The following is a 24,585-nucleotide window of genomic DNA, read 5'->3' as shown; positions in this document are numbered from 1 at the left end:
ACATGGAAAGGAGTATAGTACATTGTGATCTCGATACCTTCTTTGTATCGGTAGAGCGCTTGCAGAACAGCAAGCTTCAGGGCGTACCTGTGCTCATCGGCGGCAGCAGCGACCGTGGGGTAGTGGCGTCCTGTTCGTATGAAGCGCGTAAGTTTGGCGTGCATTCCGCTATGCCGATGCGGCTGGCACTGCGTATGTGTCCTGAGGCCGTTGTGGTGCGGGGCGATCACGATCGCTATAGTCAGTATTCCAGTATGGTCACTCAGATCATCGAAGAAGAAACCCCTATTGTCGAAAAAGCCAGTATAGACGAGCACTATCTCGATGTATCAGGCATGGACCGCTTCTTTGGTTGCTGGAAGTGGACGCAGGAACTTCGACAGCGCATTATCAAAGAGACAGGTCTCCCGATTAGTTTTGGTCTATCAGTCAACAAAACCGTGTCCAAGATTGCCACCGGTACAGCCAAACCCTGTGGCGAGAAGCAGGTGCAAAATGGTACCGAAAAAGGCTTCCTGGCGCCGCTATCCATCCGCAAGATTCCCATGGTCGGCGAGAAGTCCTTTACCTTACTCCGCAATATGGGGATCTCCAAAATCGGCACCTTACAGCAGATGGAGGTGTTCACGATGCAGAAGGTCCTCGGGGAGAACGGGATCAATATCTGGCGCAAAGCCAATGGGCTGGATGATTCGCTGGTAGTACCTTTTCGTGAACAGAAATCCATGTCCAAAGAAAACACCTTCCAGCAGGATACCATTGATATGGATGTGCTCCGCCGTACCCTCATCGGCATGGTCGACACCCTGGCCTTTGACCTGCGCAAAGATCAGAAGCTGACTAGCTGCGTTACCCTCAAGATCCGCTACAGCAATTTCGATACCCATACCCAACAGCTGCAGATCCCTTATACCAATTCGGACAGAAAGCTTACAGATGTGGTGCTTTCCCTGTTCAAAAAACTCTATAGCCGCAGGATGCTGATCCGCCTTATCGGGATCAAGTTCTCGGGGCTGATCTACGGATCCTATCAGACCGATCTCTTTGACGATAGCGCCGAGGAGATCAACCTGATGCAGGCCATGGACAAGATCCGGAAACGCTATGGCGCCGAATTTCTGATGAAAGCCATCTGCGCACCGCCGCCAGAGAAAGGAGGGGAGCATGCTCTTAAATCTACATAGCTACTATAGCCTGCGCTTTGGTACCCTCAGCCTGCAGGATCTTATTTCGGGCATGCTGGCCGGGGGCTATGATACCGCTGTGCTCACAGATATCAATAACAGCTCCGGATCGCTCGACTTTATCAAATTGGGGCGCGCAGCCGGACTCAACCTGCTTGCCGGCATGGAATTTCGCAGCGGCGATCAGCTCTGTTTCGTGGCCATTGCCAAGAACGAACAGGGCTTCCGTGAGATCAACGAATACCGCACCAAGCTCAATATGGAAAATCGCCCCACACCGGAGCGATCGCCAGACTTTGAGCAGGTGTTTGTGATCTATCCCTTTCACAAACTCAATAGCTTTCCACTGCGTGATTTCGAGTACATCGGCGTCCGACCCAGCGAACGTACGCGCGCCCAGCTCATGGATCGAAAACTGCTCGAGCGCTGTGTAATCCTGGCTACCGTCAGTTTCCGCAGGGCCGACTATACCTTACATCGGCAGCTGCGGGCAATTGACAACAACCTGCTGATCTCGCAGCTCAGTCCGGATCAGGTCGCTGCAGAGGATGAGGTATTTATCCCCCGAGTCAAACTGATGCGCCTGTTTTCCGAACTGCCGCAGCTGCTCGCCAATACAAACCGTATCCTGGGGCAATGTTCCTTTGGTTTTGATTTTACCAGCGTCAAAAACAAGGCGACCTTTACCGGCAATCGCTACAACGATAAGCAGCTGCTGCATAAGTACTGTATGGACGGCTTTTCCAGGCGCTATGGCCGCAATGACCGGATCGCGACCGAACGCATCCAGCGTGAGCTCGAGATTATCGAAAACCTGCGTTTCTCCAGTTATTTCCTGATTACCGACGAGATCTGCCGCTATGCCCGGGGACGCAATTTTCACTATGTAGGCCGCGGGTCAGGAGCCAATTCCGCCGTTGCTTATTGCCTGGGGATTACCGATGTCGATCCCATCGCCCTCAACCTGCCCTTTGAGCGTTTCCTCAACCCCAAGCGCAAGAGTCCACCCGACTTTGATATTGATTTTAGCTGGAACGAGCGAGACGAGATCTATGATTTTATCTTCAACCGCTATCAGACCGGGCATACCGCTTTGATGGGCGCCATGAGCACCTTTCGCTCCAGGAGTATCCTACGTGAACTGGGCAAAGTATACGGCTTGCCCAAGGCCGAGATCGACCGCCTGGTGCATGAGCCCGAGCATATGCTCAACAAGAATGAGGTGACCAACACCATTTTAAGCGTGTACAACCGCATGGCCGATTTCCCCAATCAGCGCACCATACATGCCAGTGGCGTACTGATTTCCGAGGAACCGCTGACCTGTTATTCCGCCATGGACAATCCGCCAAAGGGATTGCCCACCATGCAGTTTGATATGTATGTAGCCGAAGATATCGGTTTTGAAAAATTTGATATCCTTTCGCAGCGCGGGATCGGCCATATCAAAGATTGCCGTACCATTGTGCGGGAAAATCTCGGTGTAGTCATCGATACCGACAATCCAAAGCGATTTTTTGAGGATCCCCAGATTGCTGCACAGCTCAAATCGGCCAATACCATCGGTTGCTTCTATATCGAGAGCCCGGCGATGCGGCAGCTGCTGACCAAGCTGCGCTGTGATGACTACCTGACGCTGGTGGCAGCCTCCTCCATTATCCGTCCGGGCGTAGCTAGTTCGGGTATGATGGGCGAATACATCCGCCGGCATCATGATCCCAGCACGGTCGTGTATCCCCATCCGGTATTTAAAGAGCAGCTCGAAGAGACCTATGGCGTGATGGTCTATCAGGAAGATGTGATGAAGATAGCCAACGCCTATGGTGGACTCGATATGGCCGATGCCGATGTGCTCAGGCGCATGATGTCGGGCAAATATCGCAGCAAAGACCATCTGATCGAAATCGAAGATAAGTTTTTCGCCAACTGCAAGGCCAAGGGCTATGACGAGCAAGTCAGCCGCGAGATCTGGCGGCAGATGGAAAGCTTTGCTGGCTATTCCTTCAACAAGGCGCACTCCGCTTCCTTTGCCGTAGAGAGTTACCAGAGCCTTTTTCTCAAGACCTATTATCCCCTGGAGTTTATGGTTGCGGTGCTCAACAATTATGGTGGGTTTTACAACCGCAAGGTCTATGTCAATGAAGCGCGGATTTCGGGAGGCCATATCTGCTTGCCCTGTGTGAATCAGTCGGTCTTTAATACCTCCATCCGGGAAAAGAATATCTATCTGGGTTTTGACTGTCTACTCAATTTCGAAGGCAAGCTGGCTCATCGCATCATCGCAGAACGCGAGGCGAATGGTCATTATCAAAGTTTGCAGGACTTTGTCAAGCGGACGCAGGCAGGCCTCGAGCAGATCATTATCCTGATCCGTGTCGGTGCCCTGCGGTTTACCGGGATAGGGAAGAAGGCCTTGCTCTGGGAGGCCCATCTGCTGATGACCAGGCATAAGCCAGCAACTGTCGGCATGGCTCTCTTTGAGACCGAGAGCCGCAAACCCATTCTTCCACCTTTGGAGGAGGATATCCTGGAAGACTACTACGATGAGATCGAGCTGATCGGCTTTTGCGTGACCGGTACCTTGTTTGACCTGGCCAAAAGCGATTACCGGGGTGATATGCCAGCTCGGGAACTCCCTCTGCATGAAGGAAAAATAGTGCGTCTGGTAGGGGACTTTGTCTGCGAGAAATTTGTCAAGACCAAGCGGGGCGACCTGATGAAATTCGGCACTTTCCTCGATGCCGAGGGGCGCTTCTTTGATACGGTGCACTTCCCACAGACACTGGTGAAATATCCGCTAAGAGGAGCTGGTATCTATCTGATCGAGGGTAAAGTTGTTGTGGAATATGGTTGTCCATCGATCGAGGTGATCCGCTGTGCCAAGATGCCGCTAAAGCCCGATCCGCGGAGTGAATAATTAATCCTATCTTAGTCCTATGTTGTACAATCCCTTTGAACAAGTCACCAAAAGCTCCTTTCGCGAGCTCGTCGAGTCCGGTTATACCGACTTTGTGCTGCAGCGCTTTGAGTGGCCTGATGTCAAAGACAAGACAGGATTTCTACTTACTCTTTACGATGATAAGGAAAGCGCCGATCAGCATGCCCATCAACTGGGAGCGAAGGAGGGAAGAGCCTTGCAGCTGCCGCAGGATGCGGATAAGATTGAGAGCATGCTGACGACCGGATCAGGCTACCGTATCTTTCTCAACCGTATCAAGGAGGAGAACTGGGACAAGCGCATGCTCAAGCTGTATTCAAAGATCATTCATTTAAATTAGTAGAAGCTCCTTAAAATTTCTTTGGAATATTGAACCAAATTTTCTGTAAATTTAGTAGTATAGAAACTACGCCATGAAAAACCTTATCTTGCATGCATTACGATGCTGTGCGCTTTTCAGTTTTCTTATTACTTTTATTTCTTATGCTCAAAATTCCAAGTCTTCAGCTTCAAAACAGAATTCAGGGAATCGTAAGAATAGCGAAAATCAAGTAGACATATATGTAGCAGGATCATGCTATAACGAAAATACAAGACTCCACACTGCTGTTTACTGGAAGAACGGAAAACCAGTTGTGCTTACTGACGGGCAAAGTGATGCAGAAGCGACCTCAATGATCGTGGTAGGTAATGATATATATGTAGCGGGCAATGTCGGTGGGCAAGCTACGTACTGGAAAAACGGCCATGAGACAAGAATTAGTAAAGATGAGGGAGATTATAATACCGCTTATTCTATTACTGTTAAAAATGGGGATGTATATGTGGCTGGGTATTATAGAGACTATAATGAGGTCAAAACCGGCTACAAAGATTTAGCGATGTACTGGAAAAACGGGCAGCCTGTGACACTGCCAGTTCCTAAGTTTTATAATCCTGTAACTGGTCAGAGTTTCGACGAAATTTATAGCTGTGCAACCTTTATAACTGCCGTTGATGATGATATATATACAATAGGGAATGGGAGTAGTCGATATATACAGATATACTGGAAGAATGGCAATATATTAGAAACTATCAATGAATTAAAATATGTATCCACCATTAGACAACTGAATGGTAATGCTTATGCTGTAGGTAAAACGCATAGCGGGCAACCTGCTTACTGGAAAAACGGAATTATCGAAAGCTTATCCTCCAAAGATGGTGTCGCTAATTGCATAGCTATATCAGGCAGCGATGTTTATATAGCAGGAGTTGATGATAGTAATGGAAGCGGAACAATAGAGGATTATGATGTGGGTAAATATTGGAAAAACGGACAATTATTAGCGAATCTTGAAGGAACCTATAATAATGAAAAATATATTATCTATCGCCCTACTTCTATAGCTGTATCGGGTAATGATGTATATATTGTGGGGAATGCTTTAATTGGACATTCTAGCTATGGAACGAGACTCCTGAAGAACGGTCAAGTTTTAGGGTTAAGTGTTGTTGAAGGATACAGTGGGTCTATTGCAAATTTTGTAACATCGAATGTGCGACGTGAGGATCAGATAACGAAGCGAAATAAAGTTAACCCAGATAATGAAAGTGATCTTTTAATTGATAATGCAAATGAGCCTCAAATTATTGAACCTAAAAATTATACCGTTTTTAACCATTTTCCACGGACAACCAGAATTGAATGGACACCAGTAGCTAAAGCAACAGAATATGAAATAACAATGGAGATTGATCAAACTCCTGGAAACGGCCATAAGAGTTTTGACAAGGCGACTATTTTCGGTCCCTATTTTGTTCATAAAACCCCATTAACTGCCATATCATTTAAAGGTGCTGGAGCACAAGTTCATCGATATAAAATCCAGGCAAAAAATAAGGATAAAATTATTTCCACAACGGATTGGTTTTTTATGGATTATTTACAATAAGTTGATTAAGTTTATGTTTCAAAAAAACATCTTTGTAAATATTACAAAGGTGTTTTTTTGTGGCTACATGCTCTAATTTTATTTAAAGACTGTTGTATATAATCTTTACAGCTCCTTCCACCAGTGCCTTATCCCGTGAACGGTTGGCCCTGGTGTAAGTACCCCATTTTCCGACAGCTGAGATTAGACTTTTCTAATTTACGTTACTAATTGATTTATTTGTTGTTGGTGTCTAATATTTTTTGATAATTCCGTTGATGTAAGATTCCCAAGACCTTCATGCGGTCTGTTGTTATTATATTCATCCATCCATTCCTGGGTATGTTCTCTTACTTCGGTCAAGTTGAAAAATAAATAAGCATCCAAAATTTCTTTGCGATAACTTCGGTTGAACCGTTTGATGTAGCCGTTCTGCATATGCTTACCGGGCTGGTTAAATTGAATAGCAATGCCTTGGTCTTTACACCAGAGGTCAAATGATGACTAGTGAATTCGGGGCCATTATCTACGCGGAGACAGAGCGGTTTGCCCCGCCAGTCTATGAAGATGCTGCCGGTAATAAATCACTATACAGAATGGTGTAATACAAGATCGTATGAAAATCTCAAATAATGTAGGTGTTTAGGGTTAATTAAGCAGTCGGTGGGATATGGGATAAGTTTTTTTATGAGTTCGGATTTCATCAACATTTTCTCGGAAATGATCAATAAATATTCCATCTGACATGACTACCTTTACTCACACAAGGACTAAACAATGGATTATAATTAGCAAAATCAATTGAATAGCCAAATTGCCTCTCTTTGCCGGTTAAGGGGGGCTTTTTAGTTTCTTTAACCGACGAAAAGGGACATCGTTTGTTATAATTTTTTTTAATATCTTTTTTATCAGAGAGTCTTAAATATTGGGAAATTTTCACACGCATTAGTAATATAAAAGGATTAATTACCCACACTTAATCAACTTGGTAAAAAGTACACGATTATTAAATATTTTGTGAATTGCTTCAATTAACAATTCAGTTTTCTGTGGTAAAAGTATTTCAAATTCATCTTTCTTGCTTGTTGGTTCTAAATAAAGTGCTTTTGTTCCCTTTGGAACTTTTATAAAAATCAGGCCGATATTTGAAAGGCGTAAATCATTTCCCTGCATATTTTTCCTATGATTTAAGTTGAGAGTAGTACTTAAAAATGCCTTATCTTTTAGGATCATTCCTTTTTTTAGATTCTTGCTTAAAAATCCGCTATAGATCAATCTTAAAACTACAACGTTATCTTCGATGGCGTTTTTGTTTATTTCTCTGGATATAATATCTATTTCTTTATTAAATGGAAATTCAGGATCGAATGTTTCGTGGTATCTTAGATGATTATTTATAATTCTAGCGACATACCCTGCGTAAAACCCCAAAGCGTCTTGGGAAGTGTTAATTTTTTTAGCAGATATTAAATTGTTATAGTATTCTCTTGATACCTCGTCATAATACGTATTAAAAGCTTTACCCCAAGATATTATTTCGGAAAAGTTATTGAAATATTTGTACTTGTTCGGTTGATAGTCTTCCTTTATTTTCTTTCCTAACAGATAACTAACTCGTTTTTCAGTGAGCTCATGAATATATTTAGCAAAATATGCTTTTAGCTTTGTTTTTGTTTTTTTCATGGAATTATAATTTATAGGTTCGGAATAAGTACATAGAATCATACTAAGACTAAAATAATGGTGATTTAGTGTCGTCACAACCATTTTTTTCTTTAAAATGCTTATCTAAAATACTTCATCTCTATAAGTCGTCTATGCTCTGGAAATCGGCCTTCACGTTTCCATCTTGCTAGACCAATATTGTCAAAGACTATATTGTTATCTTTATTATATACCCAGTCGAAATTTAGTTGATCCAAAATTGGTAAGTTTCGGTTGTGTATAATGGATATTTGGTCTTTTCTGTTGTTTTTGGAAAATTCAGCGCCATTACTTATTATTTCGTCTATTTGATTGATAATCAGGTTGTAGTTGTCGTAGAATTCTCTGATGCCGTTGTGTGTGTCGAGATTAGGGATCTCGAAGTTTGCTAGATCCTTAATATTCTTGATAATTTCGATGCCTGGAATCTCAGACTTATAAAAATTACATCCTTTAATTACTTTGTCTAAAGCAGATATACTATATTTTATACCATTGAAATTCTCAATCATATAATTAAAAAGCAGTGCTTCGAGGCCAGATTTTATGCTTGCTGCTAAGAATTTGCTGTCTGTGCAAATTGCAAAACTTTTAATGTATTCTTTACGGGAATAATAATCGAACTTTAGACTTTGAATATCTTTGGTTTTTAAAGCGATTGTCGAGCGATCAGTGTCAATCTCTATGAGAATTAGATGTGAAATATTCATAGTAATAAAACTTCAATTTAAGCGTCTAAAGTAAATTTAGTAAGGTCATCCGCATAGGAGTTTACATAAACCCATCGGACCGAGTTTATAAATTTCACCACCCCCTCAAAATCATACCGCCTACTTTTTAAAAGCTCGACCTGTTTATCCTTAGGAAGTAGTATAGCCCATTTTGCAAAACTTAATATAGCAGGATTCGTATCAATCCGAAACGCCAAATGACGATCTAAATCTGTCAAAACAGCGAGCAGTTTTGGTGCAGACCATTCAAATCCTTGCTCTTTATCTATTTCAATAGATGCTGATGCGTCTTGATGCCGGAATTCTAAGCCTGCAGCTGATAAAATAAATTTTAAGGTATCAAATATCTTTGACCCCTGGAAGGTATAAAATTTATAGGAATTTTCTCCGACAAACAGTGGACGGTCATCTTCTAAACTGTCAATGGGAATATCTTTAAACACCTGACGCATATCAGCCAATATCGCACAGCATTGCTCATCAAGCTCAGGATGTATGGATGAAGTCATCAGCAATTCTAGCATTTTTTGTCTAACTAAGGGATGTGTATTACCAGGCTCACCACCAAAGATCGGAGGCTTGCCATCGTTCGTAGGTTTTACCAATATTTTCCTGCTTCTAAAGTCTATATCAACCACTTTCCAAATCTTTGCGGCCAACAAAATGTTGTCTTCGATCATGATCGGAGAGGAGGAGGGTAGGTCTCCGATAGATTTGCCATCATATAGTACTTTAAAATGTATTTCAGTCGCAAATACAGAGTAGAAATCTCGCGAATTGACAATTCGCTCGCCTTCGAGTCCTATAATGACCTCTTTACCTAACTGTTCGAGCATATCGGTTTCGATCAGATGGCTTAAAATATCATCAAACTCTTCGGACGTGATATCCTTAAATGCAAAGTTTTGCTCGAGCTCGGTTTTTAAAACCGATATCGGTAAGCCGCTATATTGCTTGACTACTGCCAATAGTTGATGTGCAAATAAATCAAAGGGCTTGGGTGCGACGAAGGGCGGTTCTATAAATTCCTGTTTATAAAGTTCCCAGCAGGCTAATGATTGTAACAGGCTCCATTTTCCAGTTGCATATAACAGCAAAGTACTTGCTTGTCCGTCCTTGCGCCCGCTTCGACCTACACGTTGTATAAGAGATGCAATAGAATGCGTAGCGTCGATCTGAACTACTTTTTCTACGCTACCAATATCGATACCAAGCTCTAGTGTTGAGGTACATGATATCACAAATGGATGATAGGTATTTGTTTTGGCAAAATGTTCAATCCATTCCCTTAGCTCCCGATCGACGGATGAATGGTGTGAGTAGTAAGAAGTATGTCCATTTACTTTTTCGGCAATCCTTTTTAGCTTGACGGCCACTTCTTCGGCCCGGCCACGGCTATTAGGAAATACCAAAACTTTATTGTTGTAAGTTTCTTTGTATAGATCTTTCAGCAGCTCCAAAGAAAGTTGATTTGGTCCGCTCTCAAAATAACGGAATGAAGTCACCATACTTTTAGCGGTCCGGTCCCGTAGTACAACCGTAGCCTCTGGTCGACCGGTCATGCGTTTTGCTTCTTCGAAATCTCCTAAAGTCGCTGATAAACCAACGATGGAAGGTGTCACGTTAGCTGACTTTTGAATGCGGTGAAGGATAGATTTCAGTTGAATTCCTCTGTCTGTGCCTATAAACGAATGAATCTCATCAATAACAATGTATTTCAGGTCGTTAAATAATATGCTAACATTTTGAGGTTTATTGACCAACATAGCCTCCAAAGACTCTGGCGTAATCAGCAGGACACCGTTGGGCTCTTTAATCAGATGCTCCTTTGCCGTTCTGTTCGCTTCGCCATGCCATTTTGTTACTTTAATATCTAGATAACTACATAGATCTTCTATCCGTACAAATTGATCGTTGATCAAAGCGATCAACGGAGAAATATATAAGACTTGAACGCTCTTGCTCAGCTGACCTATTTTGGATAGGATAGGGAGGAAGGCAGCCTCCGTTTTACCCGACGCTGTTCTACTTGCCAATATCGCATTGTCTTCACTTTTCATGATTTTTTCAATGGCAGCCACTTGGATCTGCCGAAGACTTTCCCAGCGCTTATCCTTCACGTAGCGCCTGATTGGTTCGGAGAGCAGTTCAAACGCCATATTATAGTTCCTCTATGCTATCTAATAGAACATCAACTGGACGCTCATCCTTAATTTGGATGTCACTAAATAATGCTGCTTTATCCATCTCCGGATTTTGACGCAGGATGCTCAGAATATTTAGAAAATCACGTATCACTTCCCTGGGTGTCAAAAATTCACTTGCACCAGGTTTATTATACATTTCCTCCATAAAGTTCTGAATCTCGCTGTCCGTAATATCAATTTCCACCTTATAATGAAATTCAAACACCTCCTTGAGTTTGTTGAGCAATACAAATATCTCATTATGATCGATCGGCATCAATCGAATCACCGGCTGTGCAAAATCACGGATCTGCAAAGTTTCGAACTTATTCGTTTCTAATCTTGATTTTAAAGCTTGATAACTAAATAAACCACGACGTTCATTCTCCAAAAACTCACGTGTACCTGCAATATTGATAAATAAGTTGCTGACCTTACCTTGGAAACAATCGTTATAAATGGTCAGAATTTTTTCATAGTTCTTTTCACGCATCGTCGACGTAGAGATCTTATAGAGATTGATGGCTTCATCCAGATTGAGCATAAAACCACTATAACCCATACTGACAAAGAGTGCTGTGAAATTTTTGAGCATGTCGTAGAAGTTCAAGTCGTTGATCACCTCACGAACGCCAAGGTCTTGACGTGCTTCAGTCTTTGTTTTATATTGGCCTTTTAACCACCTCAACGCATTTCTTTTCAGTAGCTCATCATCATTGATATAACCCTCATAGTACTTCATGATTACACTAGCAAAATCAAATCCTCCAACATCTGTCAATTCGTTGATTGATTGCATAATCTTGTTCTGTACTAGATTCAGATATTGCTCTTCACGGATCTGAATAAGGGAAAGGTTATTTTCCTCGGCAGTAGAAGCGACAACTTGCTCGATCCATTTTTCCAATAAAGTTGCTAAAGCGCCGCCCTCAGGTTTGGTCTGTATGGCAATATTATCCATGACTGCTGTATAGAGCACGAGCGCTTTACCATCGTTGGAATACAAGCGGTTATCCGGCGTGAAATCAGCTGTCGAGACCACAAATTTCTGTTTTAATGCTACCGTATTGAGTAGGTGTAGCATAAAAGATTTTCCCGATCCAAAATCACCGATCCAAAATTTAACCATGCTATGGCCATTTTTTACATCGTCCAATGCTTTGATAAATGCATTGACTTCATCCGATCGTCCTACCGTGATATGTTGTACACCAATTCTTGGCACCACACCGCTAAGCAGTGAGTTGATAATAGCAGTAGCTTCTTTAGGTTTTACAGTTACTTTCATGCTTTAATAATCATTTTATAATAATCCTCATTCATGTCCAAATATTCATCATCACGCTCCTCAATTAGGTTGTCGTCCAATAATTCATGGCAGCGTTCGTTGATATCATTAATTGTTGGTCCAGATCGTAATCCCTTGGCAGCGCAATAATTGGAGATCTGTTCTTGCGTTAGACTGAATTCAGAGCGAGTAAATTCAACTATGATTTCACGGTGATGCAATGCTAGATCGATTTCGTCTATAAAAGGGTTAGCCGAATCGGGCTCAACTTCAAAAGCTTCTGTTTCTATTGTTGGCTTTTCTGTAGGAGTGCTATATACAATCGCTGGGTTGTCTAGAAGCTCTTCTTCGTCCTGTAGGTAGTTGTTTAAAAGCTCAACGGTATTTTTATCCTGCTGCTGTACCGTTTTGATCGCTTCGATATTCAATTCTATTTTTTTACGGACAGGAGCATATATCAAATCTACTTTTTCAATGGCAGCGGTGAGATCACGATCCTCTTTTAGTTGTCCTATGATATCATTAAAGGCTTGTTCGTGTTGGTCATTTTTAAACAATGCCTTATAGATTGTTTTTGAGAGCTCCTTACCATCAATTTTATCAGACAGCAGATCAGCGTTCACGTAATGCAAATAAAGCCGGATTGCCTCGTGTTTGTCGATAGGATAGGCCACCTTGCAAGCTTCATAATAGATGTTTTCAGCAGATGGATTCTGTTGATTATCTTCAAAAAGCTTATGTACTTGCTGCATAAAGTCTGCTATATTTTCATTGTTCAATCCATTTTTTATTGCATCAAATTTGAGCATCCAACGTCTGACATTTAGTCTGTTCAATTCAATTTCAGTCGCCTTGTCTGGATCTTTGATTGAAGGACGTAAGCTTTCCAATATGAGATTCACATCCGTTCCAATACGTCTTTCAAAAATATGACTTAAGCCCTTAAAGTATTGGATAAAGTCTCCTGATATTTTCCGTTTATGCTCCCATTGTTCTCGCACCAGGTTTTCTGCGCGTTTAAATATCGTATAGTACACCTGTTTCGTGAAGTAATCATTTACATGATCTGGGCCATAATAATCTTGAAACAGCCATTCACCATCTCTAGTTTCTTTATTGATTTTTCGGGCAATATCGGAGAGATTCTCAATCTCCATTTTTAGATCAGTTCCTCTTTTGGTTAACGTCGCTTTTAACTTTTTGACACAACTGAGAAAGAGCATAATCGTTTCTATGCAGCATCCTTCCACTTCAATAAACACATTATTTACACCAGTTAACTTATTGACTAGGGTAACTTGAGCTTTTGAGAGCCCCATTTTCTCTTTATAACGATTGCCGAGTAAATAATCTTCATAGCTATAGCCGCTTTCAAATCTATCTAGATTACTATCCTGTATAGGACTATTACTTGGAGTTTCCTCCTTTGTAGCAAATAGATTGGAGGCATCCAAATGAACTAGTATATTGTCGATATCCAAAGGATCCTGAGATGGATAGCTCGTATTCTTTTCCAAATCATACTCCCGGTTCGGTATAATTTCCTCATGCTTGTCAGTAATATCTATGATAGCGTTATTTGCTTCTTTTCTTTCAGAGATGTCGTTAACAACCAGTGCCTCTAAAATCGATTCGATTTCATGATGATCTTGTTGAATAGCTTCATTTTCCTGCACTTGAATCGGAATATTTAGATCATTATCTTTATGGTCAATAGCCCCGTCATTTGCATTTAAATTTTCGTTAAATAAACGCTCGGACGAGGGAGTATCATTATTTTCAATTACATTTTTGATAGCTGTATTCTCCTCATCTTGAATTATAAATTTTGATTCAGATGGTTTAGTGTCTACTGGCTTATATTTAGAAAATAGATCCTCGGGCGGTAATGAGCGATAGGTAGGTATAGTATTATCAAGAATGATATCTTCTTTATTTGTAATTACTATAGGAGACGATTTCCCCTTATCCTGCTCAGAAGCTTTTAGATGTTTTTGAAAATCATCTATTACCATCCGATATGCCTTACAGACATTCTCACTATTATATTGGCGATTTCGTAGCAATCGCAATGTAAGATTATAGAGGAGGAGTGCTTCATCTTTATCGCTAAATGCAATTTTTAGATCATACTGTTCATTGATAGACAATTTACGTAATGCTATAGCAGCTATTTCGAAAAAGTCGAGCGGCCACAATTCATATTTGCCATGGTGTGTGATCAAGTAATGGCGCCAGCCCTCAGCATAGTAAAAACGTGCAGTTGTCATTTCCTTTGGCGTTGGAGTTACTTGAGCTTTGGTGGGGGCATGGTACTTGCTTTGTTGCTTTGGTTTCTTATTCTTTTTATTTGAAGCAGCTAAAGCGATAACGATAAAAATCAAAATTATAAAAAAGGTTTCCATTTACTTCCCATATTAAATACCTGTAATAATGTTGGATGCTGGCGATTTAAATCAGTTCCATACGGTTAATAATCCTGTTTTCTAATTTATCAATATTTTTCTATAAAAGCAATTTCTATGCGTTAGTAACTAACGAAGAGTTGTAACAAAAGTATAGGTTTAATATGTTGAATTTTACGGTTTACCGTAATGCTAGGACCCGTTATATAATTAGCGAATGAATTTATAATATGCTTATCCAATAGAAGAAAGCAATAATTGCTTCAATAGGGTTACTACGCCTGCATTTTAAGCAAGCGGCACTGTTATGTCTGAACTTTAATTTGCGCTAGATTAATGGTGTAGGCCCCTGTTGGTGCATTAGAACCAATCGTTCAGCATCTTTAAAGAGTTAATCTTTATATTCGTCCATGTATCTTATACTTTATCGACGCCATTAGGTAAATATTATTTAATTGAACAACAACACAATTGTGAAATATTGTTATGTTTGTGTTATAATCCAGCTAAATGACCAAAGAGAAAGATTTTCCGAATCCGGAAAAAAAAGGCCCCTTGACAAACAATGATATCCTATTTGGGGAATCTATTATTCCTATAGATCGTTTAAAAATATTTTCTCCAGATGATTTTGAAGATTTCACTAGAGAATGGGTCGTGGGCTATTTAATGACTACTGGTGAATATACAGATTGTAAAAAGTGTTCTGGTTCTGGGGATAAGGGAAGAGATGTAATTGCCAAAAAAGAAGGGGGGAAATGGGACAATTATCAATGTAAACATTACGATGCTGCATTAACACCAAGTGATATTTGGAAGGAGTTAATTAAACTGATCTATTACACCAAACAAAAAGAATTTAAATTGCCAGAACGATATTATTTCGTTTCGCCTCATGGCGCTGGTCCAAAACTAAATAAGTATATGGAAAATCCTGAAGATCTAAAAGAAAATCTATTAGCAAATTGGGATAATCATAATTCAATAGGTACAAATTTAACCATAGCGCTGGACGAAGGTATGTTGGAATATATAAATACAATCGCCTTCGATATTTTTGATTGTGTTGACCCACAGGTACTCATCGATCAGCATCAACGTACAGTGTATTTTCCTGCTAGATTTGGAGGAGGACTGATCAAAAAGAGAGCATTGGATAACTCAATTCCTAATGCTATTCAACAATATGAGCAAGTGTACACCAATCAGCTATTTAAGGTATATACTGAATATAAGGGAGACGAGTTTAGCACAATTGGACATTTGGAAAAAGATGCAAAAATTGCGGGGCATTTTCAGCGTCAAAGGGTAGGTTTTTTTTCAGCTGATTCACTAAATCAGTATAGTAGAGATACATTACCACCTGATCAGGACTATTTTCATGATTTAAAACAACAATTTTACCTTGGGATTGTGGATACTGTAGAGAGCGATCATGCAAATAGCTACGTACGCGTTAATGAAACCATAAAGGCTGCAAATTCGTTGAATATCACTTCTAGTCCATTGGTCTCGCATTTAAGAATAGAAGATAGAATTGGAATTTGCCACCATCTCATTAATGATTTAAAGATAAAATGGATAGAATAACTGAAAATATGCACGAAGAACGAAACTTTAAATTATTCAATTCTCCGTTAGAAATAGGGCTACGTACATTATATGTTCTCAATGAATTTGTGGATAGACCAATCTCTATTGATAAGATGATTTATTATGACTATTTTCTGGTACACGCTGGTGATGTGGCTAAAACGCAAAAGAGTTTACATCCGTCATATCCTTTTAGAAGTTCTGAAATCATAATAAAAAGACAATTATTGAATGAGGCACTTAAATTAATGATTTCAAAAGAGTTATTGGAAATTGAATATTCTGAATTGGGCTTGAACTACAAAATTTCTAAAATCGGAATTAAATTTATTGAATATATGAGTTCTGAGTACTCAAAACAATTGATATCTACTAGCAAATGGATATATAAAAAGTACAAGGACTATACTGAAGTGCAATTACAAGCATTTTTTAGGAAAAATATGAAAAAATGGGGTGGAGAATTTATAAACGAAGCAAAATTTAGGTAGGTGTTATGTCATTGAAATTTTATATAACCGATTTAATTATCAGTGGACTTGATAAAAAAGATGCTTCGCTGAAATTTGATACAGGATTGAATGTAATATCTGGAGCTTCAGATACCGGTAAATCTTTTGTTTTTAACTGCATTGACTTTATGATGGGTGCAGCGAATCCCCCGGTTTTTATTGATGAAATGAATGGATACGATACCTGCTATTTGGTCATAAAAACAAAAGAAGGCCTCATATATACAATTAAACGAAGTATAGTTAACTCTTCTTCCTTTTTTATTAAGGAAGGCGGATATGCTGCAGACAATTTATATGAAAGATATGCGCCTAAGCTATCTGATGATCCAAATAATATTTCTTCTTTTTTCCTTCGATTGATAGGCTTAGATAAAGATATTAAATTGAAGAAAAATAAACGTAATAGTACAAACAGATTAAGCTTCCGGGATATTGCAGGACTCTTCATGGTAAACGAAGAAAATGTAATTTCCAAAACTTCACCTGTATTTAATTCAGGTATAAGTCTTGCGGAAACTAAGGAAATTTCATTGTTTAATTTATTGCTTACTGGTGTCGACGGCTCTGCCCTTATCGAAATCGAGGATAATAAAATCAGAAAGAGTAAAATTGATGCACAAATTGAACTCATCGAAGGCTTGATTAAACGCAAAGAGGTAGCCCTTGAAGATTTCGAAGACATAAAGGATACAAATTTGGATGAAGAGCTCAAGTTGAAATATGAAACCTTAAATTTGGATTATGTTTCCACGATTGAACAGATTGACATTCATAGAAACAGAAGATCTGAATTTTACGATGAGAGAGTCTCAGAAGAAAGTAAGCTTTTATTTAACCGTGAATTATTAGATCGTTTTGAACTTCTAAAGGAGCATTATAAAAGTGATATTAATAGACTTGATTTTATAGTTGAAGGTAGCCACTTATTTGACCAGCTTCATGAGGTAAACTGCCCAATTTGTGGTTCTACAATGACAGAAGGTACACACGATCACAAGTGGGAAATTAGCAAACCAAGTGATAAATTTGAAATTGCAATGCATGCTGAGCTGGAAAAACTAAGAATTAAACAAACAGATCTGCATAGCACCATTGAAAAGATCAATAAAGAAAATGCCAAAATCTCTAAGAACATAATCGATTTAGATAAAAGAATCGCTCTTGAGGATAAAGTGCTACATGCTTCCTTGGTACCGGTATCTGAATCGTTAAGGGACCGTTTGAACGAGATTTCAATATTGAATAAGAAATTTAATGAATTTAAATTAATAGAGAGAGATATTAACCAATTAAATACAAAAATTCAGGAGCTAATCGTAAGAAAGAATACAAAGCCGAGTGTAAATACAGAAGATTCCACCGATTATTCTAAAAATTATATTGATTTTAGTGATGTTTTAAAGGATATTCTAATTTCATGGAGTTTTGAAGATGTCCGATCCGTAATTTTTGATACTGATTCCCAGGTTTATGATGTAGTCATAAATGGCAAGCTTAGAGGATCAAGAGGAAAGGGTTATAGAGCGCTGACGTATACGGCTTTTTTATACGCATTGTTAAAATACAATATTAATAAACTGGACACTCATCCTGGGATATTAATTGTAGACTCTCCTTTGACAACCTTTAAGGATAAAGACTCTGCTTTTGATGAATCCGATAATGCGGATGTGCCAATCGGTATTGAACATTCATTTTTCAAATCCTTTATTGATGATGGAGAGCAGATGCAGGTGATTATTTTTGAAAATAAAGAACCAGCAGAAGATCTAAAGAATAAAATGAACTACATACATTTTTCGAAGGAAAAGACTTTAGGAAGATATGGTTTCTTTGAGCCGCTGCAATCAATCTAGGTTTCACTTTTTCTATCTGTTTCTGCATCATTTATGTCAAGTCTGTAGTTATATACTGGATCAAATAGACGATTTATAAATTCTCGAAAATACCTAATATCATACCAATTGTCTATACCATAGCTTGGTATGTCACCATGTCCATGAAACGGATGATTTTCATAACCATATTTTGTCAAATATTTATAATCAATATCTTGATATGCTTGAAATAATTTTCTTAAAAGCCCTGTTGGTCTTACATCATAATTATGTACAAAAACGTCCTCCATTAGGATTCGTTGATATTGTTCCCAAGTCATTGAACCATGGTCAGTTTCAAAGGTTTCATTTTCGGAATTTATAGTCATGGTATTAAATGTTTCAAAGGAAATACCCGCAATAGTATCAGTCCAAGCAGTCGAAAAGGCTTCCAAATAGTCTTCACTGGATTTATTGTGAGTATTATCTATTTCTGGCAATATATTATTCAATCTAATGCCTGACGTATCCAAATCTTTTGTTTTATATATATCAAGTCGTTTGGTTCTTATTAGATGAAGCAGTTTACTGACTTTAAACGGGTTAATACCAGCTATAATCAAAGAGTTAGGAAGAAGAGGCATTTCTGCCCAAGGTTGTGAGGCATAAACGAAACCCGTTATATGTTTTGATTCCATTACTTGCGCAGCATATATGGACAGCTTATTTAATGTATCGACCATATGTGGCTCGGGATTCTGCCGTGGTGGTAAATAATTCCAGTCGTCAACGTAATCCCAAGTCAGCTTAAATATGTCAATATTGGAAGGATGGAACATTCCATTTGAAATCTTAACCAAGTCTTCGTTAGATGGAATCCACGGATGTAATTTAAGTGTAGTTATATCATCATTTACCCACTTAGGAACCAAACAATATACGGGTTTTTCGTCATTAAGAAGACTTAATAATGTGGCTTCTCGTACAATCCTTTCTTCCATAGGGGATATTAAGATATAAACCAAGTCCTCCGTAGACATACCCGGAAATAGACGTTGTATGTGATTGCCATATCCCAGCAATTCGGTATATGCTTGTCTTTCTGTTTGTGAGCTTTTTTTGATTTCAATGATTCCAAAACCTCCTCTCCCAATTGAACAGCATAATAAGTCAGCTCGAATTGTTGAATCTGAATCCTTTTTTAAGCTTACCTCGCACCCAATTAGCTCGGTTTTGCGTGTATATTTATCTACGTCAGATAGCCGACTATAGATTATATTAAAAAAAGCATCTTGGGGATTTAATGACCATATGTCATATTCCTCGTCTATGAAATGGTTTGGTTCAGGAAATTTTACAGGCTGAATCAAATTAACCCAATTATCTCTTAGCCCCCATATATGGAGCTGTATATCTTTTTCGCTAATAGGCATATTGTTTTGGATAAAGTTGACAATGAGTATCTAATATCCGAAAAAATTTAATCCGTAAGGATTATTAAGATAATCATTAGGTGTTAAATTAAACGTTTCCAAAATACTGTTACTTCCATTAAATATGCCATAATCGAATTGAGCATCAATCAAAGCTTTTTCAATTAAGTCTGTTTGATTGTCTATAAAAGTTGAATAATATACGGGTTCAAAATAAATATTCCCTACGTGGCCTGCTAAAAGAATTGTTATATCTGATTTAAGCTTTCCTCTATTTACAATTTGTGAACATACTTTTTCATATAACTTAACATCATCCTTAAAATAGCTTATTAGAAAATACGTCTTATTAGAATCTGGAAGTAGCGAAACATATAAATATTCCATTCTATTTTCTGAATGAGGGATCTGATTGCCTTCAAAATCGAAATCTAAATAAAAGCTGGAAGAGGCTGCTATAGGATAAAAAACTGGAAGTTCGAATATTTTTGTTTCGATTATATTGTAATCGTTTTTAAGAATTGCTTTATCAAATATTTTCTTTGTTTCCTTGATGTCATTGTCTGCTTGATCCCCAAAATTAGCAAGGTAACTTCCTTCGATTTTTTTGTGAGCTGCTACGATAAAACCCCGATATGCAAAAAGGAAATTTTGTTCTGCAGTTTGGGTGTAGGGCAATACTTCAATTGGTTTAAATATTGCGTCATGCGTGTTACAGAATCCCCAAAATACCGACGCTAAACTTTTGCCTATTAATTTACCATCAAATCCTGGCGAAGTCTTTTTATATGTCATTACATGACCATCTTTTGCGATTTGGCTGAGAACTCGATTGTTTTGGATTGAATGCGCTGCACTAATTGAAATATTTCCTGCTTTATCAAGCTTGCATGTTTGTACACCTGCCTCTGGATGCCAACACCTTTTTGAGTTTTCTTCCGATCTTCTAAACAATTCTCTTATGACAATCTGAAAATCATCTTCATTCAAATCTGTCAAATTGAATTTTTTAAAAACACCATAGTCACTGTCGCTTCTTGATACAATTGGTGGTAATTTTCTCACAAACTTTATAAATTCATCATAATTATTCGGATTTAACCCTCCTTTTCTAAAATCACGCATAACCTCAAAAAATGCTTCATAATTTAATTGAGGATGTTGTGTTTGATGTAAATAGTTTACCATAAGAATAATTAATGCTTTTATGAGACTTCATTACAAATGATATGGAGAATGCGTAGCAAATTTTGTTATGCACAGTCTTTGTCATTCAGTTGTATTAACCCATTGTCCTGTAACTCACTATATGTACTTTTTAGTTCTGCATTAAGTTGAGTTATGTATTCTTTGCAAATGTGGTGATACAGATCTTCTTTATCGTCAGTCAAGTTGAATTCAAATTCCCCCTTTTTAAGTTGTTCCAATAACTTGTTGAATACACTCTTTACATCATTAGGTCTGTCTTCAGTCAAAACTATGTCTAACACAGTTTCTCCGAGTGCAAGCCTTAATGTTGCACTTAATTCTTTTCTGTCAATAGTTGCGTTATGAGTTTCCATATATTTTACCTCTTTCACCGAAAGCAGATTTCCCACCCTCTAAAGTTTTCATGCTAATTAATTTCCAATCTAAGTTAGGTTTTTGTCCTGAATTACAGACTAAGCTGTTGGAAAACGGGTTTCCTGAATATGTGTAGTAGCCGTTAACATCGTGTTCTCTATAAATTGAGTTGTATGGCAACGTCCTTACAGCAATATTTGCGTCGTGAGTTGCAATAATTACTCTTTTGCCACTTCTTGCCCTTTCCTTAATTAACGGCACAATTACTTCACTTATATAATCGTTACCTAAACTTTTTTCCGGTTCGTCAATTAGATATATTTCTTTGTCTTTCAATAATTCATTATGCAAAAGAACCATTGAAGATTCTCCATTTGATGGTATATAGGCTAGGTCGTTTAAAGTAAAATGCCTGTAAAAAAGAAGTAAATCGTCAATTGAATTTACAGTTTCTGAACTTTCAATGTTTTTAAGCTCGGCAATTTTTTCAAATAATGCGTTAGAATATATATGCCTTTGGATAATTTCAATTTGTGCAGCAACCAATTTCTGAGGAATCTTAGTTGCGCTTGCAATATGCTTATATTTGCTATCTGTTATTTTACCATCTTGAAAAATTAGATTGGTGGTGCAATACAATTTCCCTTTTTCACCCAAATCGCCTACATATTCAATTTGTGGTTCAATGGTTTTAGAAATGTTTTCAATAATTTTTCTAACGTCTTTCTCAATTGCAATTCGATTGCTTGCATATTCATAAAATCCAGCCTTTATAGGTTTTTCAGGTTGTCCTGTTTTTCTTGAAATTTCAGTTACAAATAGTTTTATAAGGTTATTGAATAAACTTATGCTTTTGTAGTCAATAAGTCTCTTTTCCGATTCCGAATTAACCTTGTCTATGATTTTTGAAAGGACACCAGCTAATTCTTGGAAAAGTTCATCCCCAATAACAGCTTGTAATTTTGTATCACTATTAAAGTATTCCTTAAACTCACGGATTTCATTTAAGTTATCTTTGATTTCTTCAAAACTCCTTTTAGACGAATTTTCATCAAGTTGAGTAAACTTGTCAATCTTGATGTTTTTAGATATTTTATTAGTTGCCTCCGCAGAATAATAGCGTGTATATGCTGATAGGCTCGTGACGTTTTTCTCTGCTGCGTTTTTTATAGAAGCAAATTCAGCAGCACAATTATCAATACCTAAACTGTCTGTATCAATATTATATTGATTTCCTTTCAAATCAAAAACTACGTCAAGTCTTTTAGCATTTGACTCGTAAACATCTGTTTTAAAACCAATGCCATTATAGTAATTAGAAAGTGCTCTTAAAATTTCCGTTTTACCTGTCCCTTTGGAACCAAAAAGTATATTGATATCATTATAAATATCAATATTTATTAGCTGGGCAATTCCAAACGGATTTATTTGGATAGTTTCTTTGGTTTTTTTATCAAGAATTGTTTTTATAGTAGCATCATCTTTATCTAACAATAAACAAAACTGTTCAAAACTCTCGACAGGAAGTCTCAATTCAGGCAGATTTTTAGCAGTATTTCCATATTCATTCCAATTATGAACATCTGATCCATGTATGGAATTGTGTCCATGGTTTATGTAGATACCTGCTGAAATTGAATTCGATGCCTCTTTTAAAACTCTTTTTTGATTTGAAACCAAACTCACAAGCTTCTCTACATCAGTATCTGTTAAGTTTGGCTTTTTTGAATGGTAGTGTGCAATAAAAATCGCATCAAGATTGTCGAATTGGCTTACAACATCATCAATACTAATTGCAAAGGTATCGGCGGATAAATTCCCTATAACTTTTTCAACCTTATTATTAAATGCTTGCGAATTTTTGGGATTTACAATAATAATCAAATGCGCTCTTCTTCCTTCTTCGAGAATATCAAATTCTACACCTGGCCATATTTGACAAACTCCATCAACTTTATTTTTGAATTCAATATATTGGTCGTGGTCAAAATGATTATGGTTAGTTATAGCCAAAATTTTCACATCTGTTTCCTTAATAATATCCGAAAACCTATCAGCATTGATATTCCGATATTCAGAATCACCTTGTTTCACTTTTTTTGTATGTGTATGTATGTCGATTCGCATTCCTATATTTTGAGTCTTGTCATCCTACGATATTGTGTCCATTAAATATATTGACGAAGAACTAAGGTTTATAATTTTTATGCTTGGTCAATAACAGATATACCAAATATGCAAAATTTACCGCTAAAAATCAAATAGGTGAAACTAACAAACACTCCTAATCAAGATTCGACTGATTAAAAATAACAAACACTTAAATATTCTTATCAGCAATTAATAATATGCATTTTAATGTAAGGACGAGGGTTTATCAATCCTATAATCTTAGGTCATTAATGAATGTTACGAAGCATTTTTTGTCCGCAAAGGCCGTGCGCAAAAAATGGCTCTGTCACGTGTAAGATATAAAAAAAAATAGGCGATTTATAAAAACCGCCTATTGTTTTATTATGCCTATGGCAAATTACAGCCATGATTCTGCCACAATAAATTTGCTATGGCTTTTTATGACATTTTGAGGTGCGATTCATGCTAGAACTCGTTAAAATCAAAGTACTAGAATATTTATCAAGCCCAGATCATCATTCATTTATTATAACAATCTTAATTATGCCTTTTTAGCCTAAATAACCATAAGAGATTAATTGACCGTTTTAGTTTTTAGCAATAGAATCAACTCTTCCAAACTTAGTGTTCGATTTTTGCGTCGATGTATCATGGAGTGGCAGTTCGGTCGTTTTCTGTTATGATAACGTAATTCATGTCTATAAAATTTCTTAAAGTGGGCCGAGATCTCCAAAACCAAGGTTAGGGGATTCTTAATTTTCCCTACCATATGCGATACCTTGCACACGTAATAATTTATAAGGTTTCTTGCTTATCCCACTTTTCTCATAATATAGCGTGGTCGATTTGTCTTTTCAATTCGCTGACGCTCCATGCTTGCCTAATACAATCTAACTCATAAAATGCGCGCTTTTCTAAATTTTGAATTGGGAGGAGTTGTACGAAGTGAGTAAAAGAAATCTTTGATAAAATTTCGAAAGGATCTGTTAGGGGCCCGTGTTTTATAAGGTGTTGAAACGCTTGTTTCAATTCATCAGTCATCGACTGATGAATTGAATTTGCCTTGTAGTCAGCACGTTGTAATTGGTCAGTCAGGGACTGACCAATTTGAATTCCTTTTGAGTTATTGTTGATCAGAGCATCTTCCATTTCTTAATAATGTCTTTTATTCTTTTTAAT

18 protein-coding genes are annotated in these 24,585 nt (G+C 38.0%); 7 read left to right on the top strand and 11 right to left on the bottom strand.

Annotated features, from left to right (window positions below; genetic code table 11):
* Nucleotides 1-2 precede the first annotated feature (2 nt).
* The 4 genes from dinB (at nt 3) to ACK8HY_RS06345 (ending at nt 6,059) form a co-directional block, all read left to right on the top strand.
* Nucleotides 3-1,184: a DNA polymerase IV gene (gene dinB, locus ACK8HY_RS06360; protein WP_416133132.1), complete on the top strand. Its 1,182-nt coding sequence runs from the start codon at nt 3-5 to the stop codon at nt 1,182-1,184.
* A complete protein-coding gene (locus ACK8HY_RS06355) occupies nt 1,165-4,101 on the top strand; it encodes a DNA polymerase III subunit alpha (RefSeq protein WP_416133131.1) in 2,937 nt (978 codons plus the stop codon). Before dinB ends, ACK8HY_RS06355 begins: the two co-directional genes overlap by 20 nt.
* Nucleotides 4,102-4,120: 19 nt before the next feature.
* Nucleotides 4,121-4,462 carry a hypothetical protein gene (locus tag ACK8HY_RS06350; RefSeq protein WP_416133130.1) on the top strand — a complete coding sequence of 114 codons (342 nt, stop codon included), beginning with the start codon at nt 4,121-4,123 and terminating at the stop codon, nt 4,460-4,462.
* Between the two features lie 73 nt (nt 4,463-4,535).
* Nucleotides 4,536-6,059, top strand: coding sequence for a hypothetical protein (locus tag ACK8HY_RS06345; RefSeq protein ID WP_416133129.1), 1,524 nt, complete (start codon nt 4,536-4,538; stop codon nt 6,057-6,059).
* Nucleotides 6,060-6,257: 198 nt separating this feature from the next.
* Here ACK8HY_RS06345 and ACK8HY_RS06340 read toward each other — a convergent pair whose 3' ends face one another.
* From ACK8HY_RS06340 to ACK8HY_RS06315, 6 genes are all read right to left on the bottom strand, one after another.
* Nucleotides 6,258-6,503, bottom strand: a complete 246-nt coding sequence (locus tag ACK8HY_RS06340) for an integrase core domain-containing protein (RefSeq protein ID WP_416133370.1) — start codon at nt 6,501-6,503, stop codon at nt 6,258-6,260.
* Between the two features lie 501 nt (nt 6,504-7,004).
* Nucleotides 7,005-7,721: an ADP-ribosyltransferase gene (locus ACK8HY_RS06335; RefSeq protein ID WP_416133128.1), complete on the bottom strand. Its 717-nt coding sequence runs from the start codon at nt 7,719-7,721 to the stop codon at nt 7,005-7,007.
* A 101-nt stretch (nt 7,722-7,822) separates the two neighbouring features.
* Entirely contained in the window at nt 7,823-8,452 is a 630-nt protein-coding gene (locus ACK8HY_RS06330; RefSeq protein WP_416133127.1) for a hypothetical protein, read from the bottom strand.
* Nucleotides 8,453-8,469: 17 nt separating this feature from the next.
* A complete protein-coding gene (locus ACK8HY_RS06325; protein WP_416133126.1) occupies nt 8,470-10,632 on the bottom strand; it encodes a DEAD/DEAH box helicase in 2,163 nt (720 codons plus the stop codon).
* A gap of 1 nt (nt 10,633) precedes the next feature.
* On the bottom strand, nt 10,634-11,947 hold the full coding sequence (locus tag ACK8HY_RS06320; protein WP_416133125.1) for an ATP-binding protein: 1,314 nt from the start codon (nt 11,945-11,947) through the stop codon (nt 10,634-10,636).
* Nucleotides 11,944-14,352 carry a tellurite resistance TerB C-terminal domain-containing protein gene (locus ACK8HY_RS06315; protein ID WP_416133124.1) on the bottom strand — a complete coding sequence of 803 codons (2,409 nt, stop codon included), beginning with the start codon at nt 14,350-14,352 and terminating at the stop codon, nt 11,944-11,946. The genes ACK8HY_RS06320 and ACK8HY_RS06315 overlap by 4 nt, the downstream gene beginning before the upstream one ends.
* Nucleotides 14,353-14,862: 510 nt before the next feature.
* On the opposite strand from ACK8HY_RS06315, the gene ACK8HY_RS06310 reads away from it, so the two are divergent.
* Genes ACK8HY_RS06310 through ACK8HY_RS06300 form a run of 3 tightly spaced genes read left to right on the top strand, consistent with a single transcriptional unit; the run spans nt 14,863 to nt 18,316 of the window.
* On the top strand, nt 14,863-15,942 hold the full coding sequence (locus ACK8HY_RS06310; protein ID WP_416133123.1) for an ABC-three component system protein: 1,080 nt from the start codon (nt 14,863-14,865) through the stop codon (nt 15,940-15,942).
* Entirely contained in the window at nt 15,930-16,436 is a 507-nt protein-coding gene (locus ACK8HY_RS06305; protein ID WP_416133122.1) for an ABC-three component system middle component 2, read from the top strand. Before ACK8HY_RS06310 ends, ACK8HY_RS06305 begins: the two co-directional genes overlap by 13 nt.
* 5 nt (nt 16,437-16,441) lie before the next feature.
* Nucleotides 16,442-18,316 (top strand): hypothetical protein, encoded by a 1,875-nt coding sequence (locus ACK8HY_RS06300; protein WP_416133121.1) that lies wholly within the window; start codon nt 16,442-16,444, stop codon nt 18,314-18,316.
* Here ACK8HY_RS06300 and ACK8HY_RS06295 read toward each other — a convergent pair.
* The 5 genes from ACK8HY_RS06295 to ACK8HY_RS06275 all read right to left on the bottom strand — a co-directional run bounded on the left by ACK8HY_RS06295 (nt 18,313) and on the right by ACK8HY_RS06275 (nt 24,555).
* Nucleotides 18,313-19,710 carry a hypothetical protein gene (locus ACK8HY_RS06295; RefSeq protein WP_416133120.1) on the bottom strand — a complete coding sequence of 466 codons (1,398 nt, stop codon included), beginning with the start codon at nt 19,708-19,710 and terminating at the stop codon, nt 18,313-18,315. The two genes, ACK8HY_RS06300 and ACK8HY_RS06295, sit on opposite strands and share 4 nt — an antisense overlap.
* 30 nt (nt 19,711-19,740) lie before the next feature.
* Nucleotides 19,741-20,898, bottom strand: a complete 1,158-nt coding sequence (locus ACK8HY_RS06290; RefSeq protein WP_416133119.1) for a hypothetical protein — start codon at nt 20,896-20,898, stop codon at nt 19,741-19,743.
* 65 nt (nt 20,899-20,963) lie between these two features.
* Nucleotides 20,964-21,272 (bottom strand): hypothetical protein, encoded by a 309-nt coding sequence (locus ACK8HY_RS06285; protein WP_416133118.1) that lies wholly within the window; start codon nt 21,270-21,272, stop codon nt 20,964-20,966.
* Nucleotides 21,259-23,367 carry a hypothetical protein gene (locus ACK8HY_RS06280; RefSeq protein WP_416133117.1) on the bottom strand — a complete coding sequence of 703 codons (2,109 nt, stop codon included), beginning with the start codon at nt 23,365-23,367 and terminating at the stop codon, nt 21,259-21,261. Before ACK8HY_RS06280 ends, ACK8HY_RS06285 begins: the two co-directional genes overlap by 14 nt.
* Nucleotides 23,368-24,231: 864 nt before the next feature.
* On the bottom strand, nt 24,232-24,555 hold the full coding sequence (locus ACK8HY_RS06275) for a DUF1016 N-terminal domain-containing protein (protein ID WP_416133116.1): 324 nt from the start codon (nt 24,553-24,555) through the stop codon (nt 24,232-24,234).
* Nucleotides 24,556-24,585: the final 30 nt, after the last annotated feature.

It is taken from the genome of Sphingobacterium sp. NGMCC 1.201703 (assembly GCF_047784615.1).
In the GTDB taxonomy this organism is placed as follows: Bacteria; Bacteroidota; Bacteroidia; order Sphingobacteriales; family Sphingobacteriaceae; genus Sphingobacterium.
The sequence above is the reverse complement of the archived record's forward strand: the minus strand, read 5'-3'. Positions and strand labels throughout refer to the sequence as shown.

Bases quoted from the DNA above. Each gene is read 5' to 3' on its own strand.
- dinB (WP_416133132.1), top strand. From the start codon at position 3: ATGGAAAGGAGTATAGTACATTGTGATCTCGATACCTTCTTTGTATCG.
- ACK8HY_RS06355 (WP_416133131.1), top strand. From the start codon at position 1,165: ATGCTCTTAAATCTACATAGCTACTATAGCCTGCGCTTTGGTACCCTC.
- ACK8HY_RS06350 (WP_416133130.1), top strand. From the start codon at position 4,121: ATGTTGTACAATCCCTTTGAACAAGTCACCAAAAGCTCCTTTCGCGAG.
- ACK8HY_RS06345 (WP_416133129.1), top strand. From the start codon at position 4,536: ATGAAAAACCTTATCTTGCATGCATTACGATGCTGTGCGCTTTTCAGT.
- ACK8HY_RS06335 (WP_416133128.1), bottom strand. From the start codon at position 7,721: ATGAAAAAAACAAAAACAAAGCTAAAAGCATATTTTGCTAAATATATT.
- ACK8HY_RS06330 (WP_416133127.1), bottom strand. From the start codon at position 8,452: ATGAATATTTCACATCTAATTCTCATAGAGATTGACACTGATCGCTCG.
- ACK8HY_RS06325 (WP_416133126.1), bottom strand. From the start codon at position 10,632: ATGGCGTTTGAACTGCTCTCCGAACCAATCAGGCGCTACGTGAAGGAT.
- ACK8HY_RS06320 (WP_416133125.1), bottom strand. From the start codon at position 11,947: ATGAAAGTAACTGTAAAACCTAAAGAAGCTACTGCTATTATCAACTCA.
- ACK8HY_RS06315 (WP_416133124.1), bottom strand. From the start codon at position 14,352: ATGGAAACCTTTTTTATAATTTTGATTTTTATCGTTATCGCTTTAGCT.
- ACK8HY_RS06310 (WP_416133123.1), top strand. From the start codon at position 14,863: ATGACCAAAGAGAAAGATTTTCCGAATCCGGAAAAAAAAGGCCCCTTG.
- ACK8HY_RS06305 (WP_416133122.1), top strand. From the start codon at position 15,930: ATGGATAGAATAACTGAAAATATGCACGAAGAACGAAACTTTAAATTA.
- ACK8HY_RS06300 (WP_416133121.1), top strand. From the start codon at position 16,442: ATGTCATTGAAATTTTATATAACCGATTTAATTATCAGTGGACTTGAT.
- ACK8HY_RS06295 (WP_416133120.1), bottom strand. From the start codon at position 19,710: ATGCCTATTAGCGAAAAAGATATACAGCTCCATATATGGGGGCTAAGA.
- ACK8HY_RS06290 (WP_416133119.1), bottom strand. From the start codon at position 20,898: ATGGTAAACTATTTACATCAAACACAACATCCTCAATTAAATTATGAA.
- ACK8HY_RS06285 (WP_416133118.1), bottom strand. From the start codon at position 21,272: ATGGAAACTCATAACGCAACTATTGACAGAAAAGAATTAAGTGCAACA.
- ACK8HY_RS06275 (WP_416133116.1), bottom strand. From the start codon at position 24,555: ATGGAAGATGCTCTGATCAACAATAACTCAAAAGGAATTCAAATTGGT.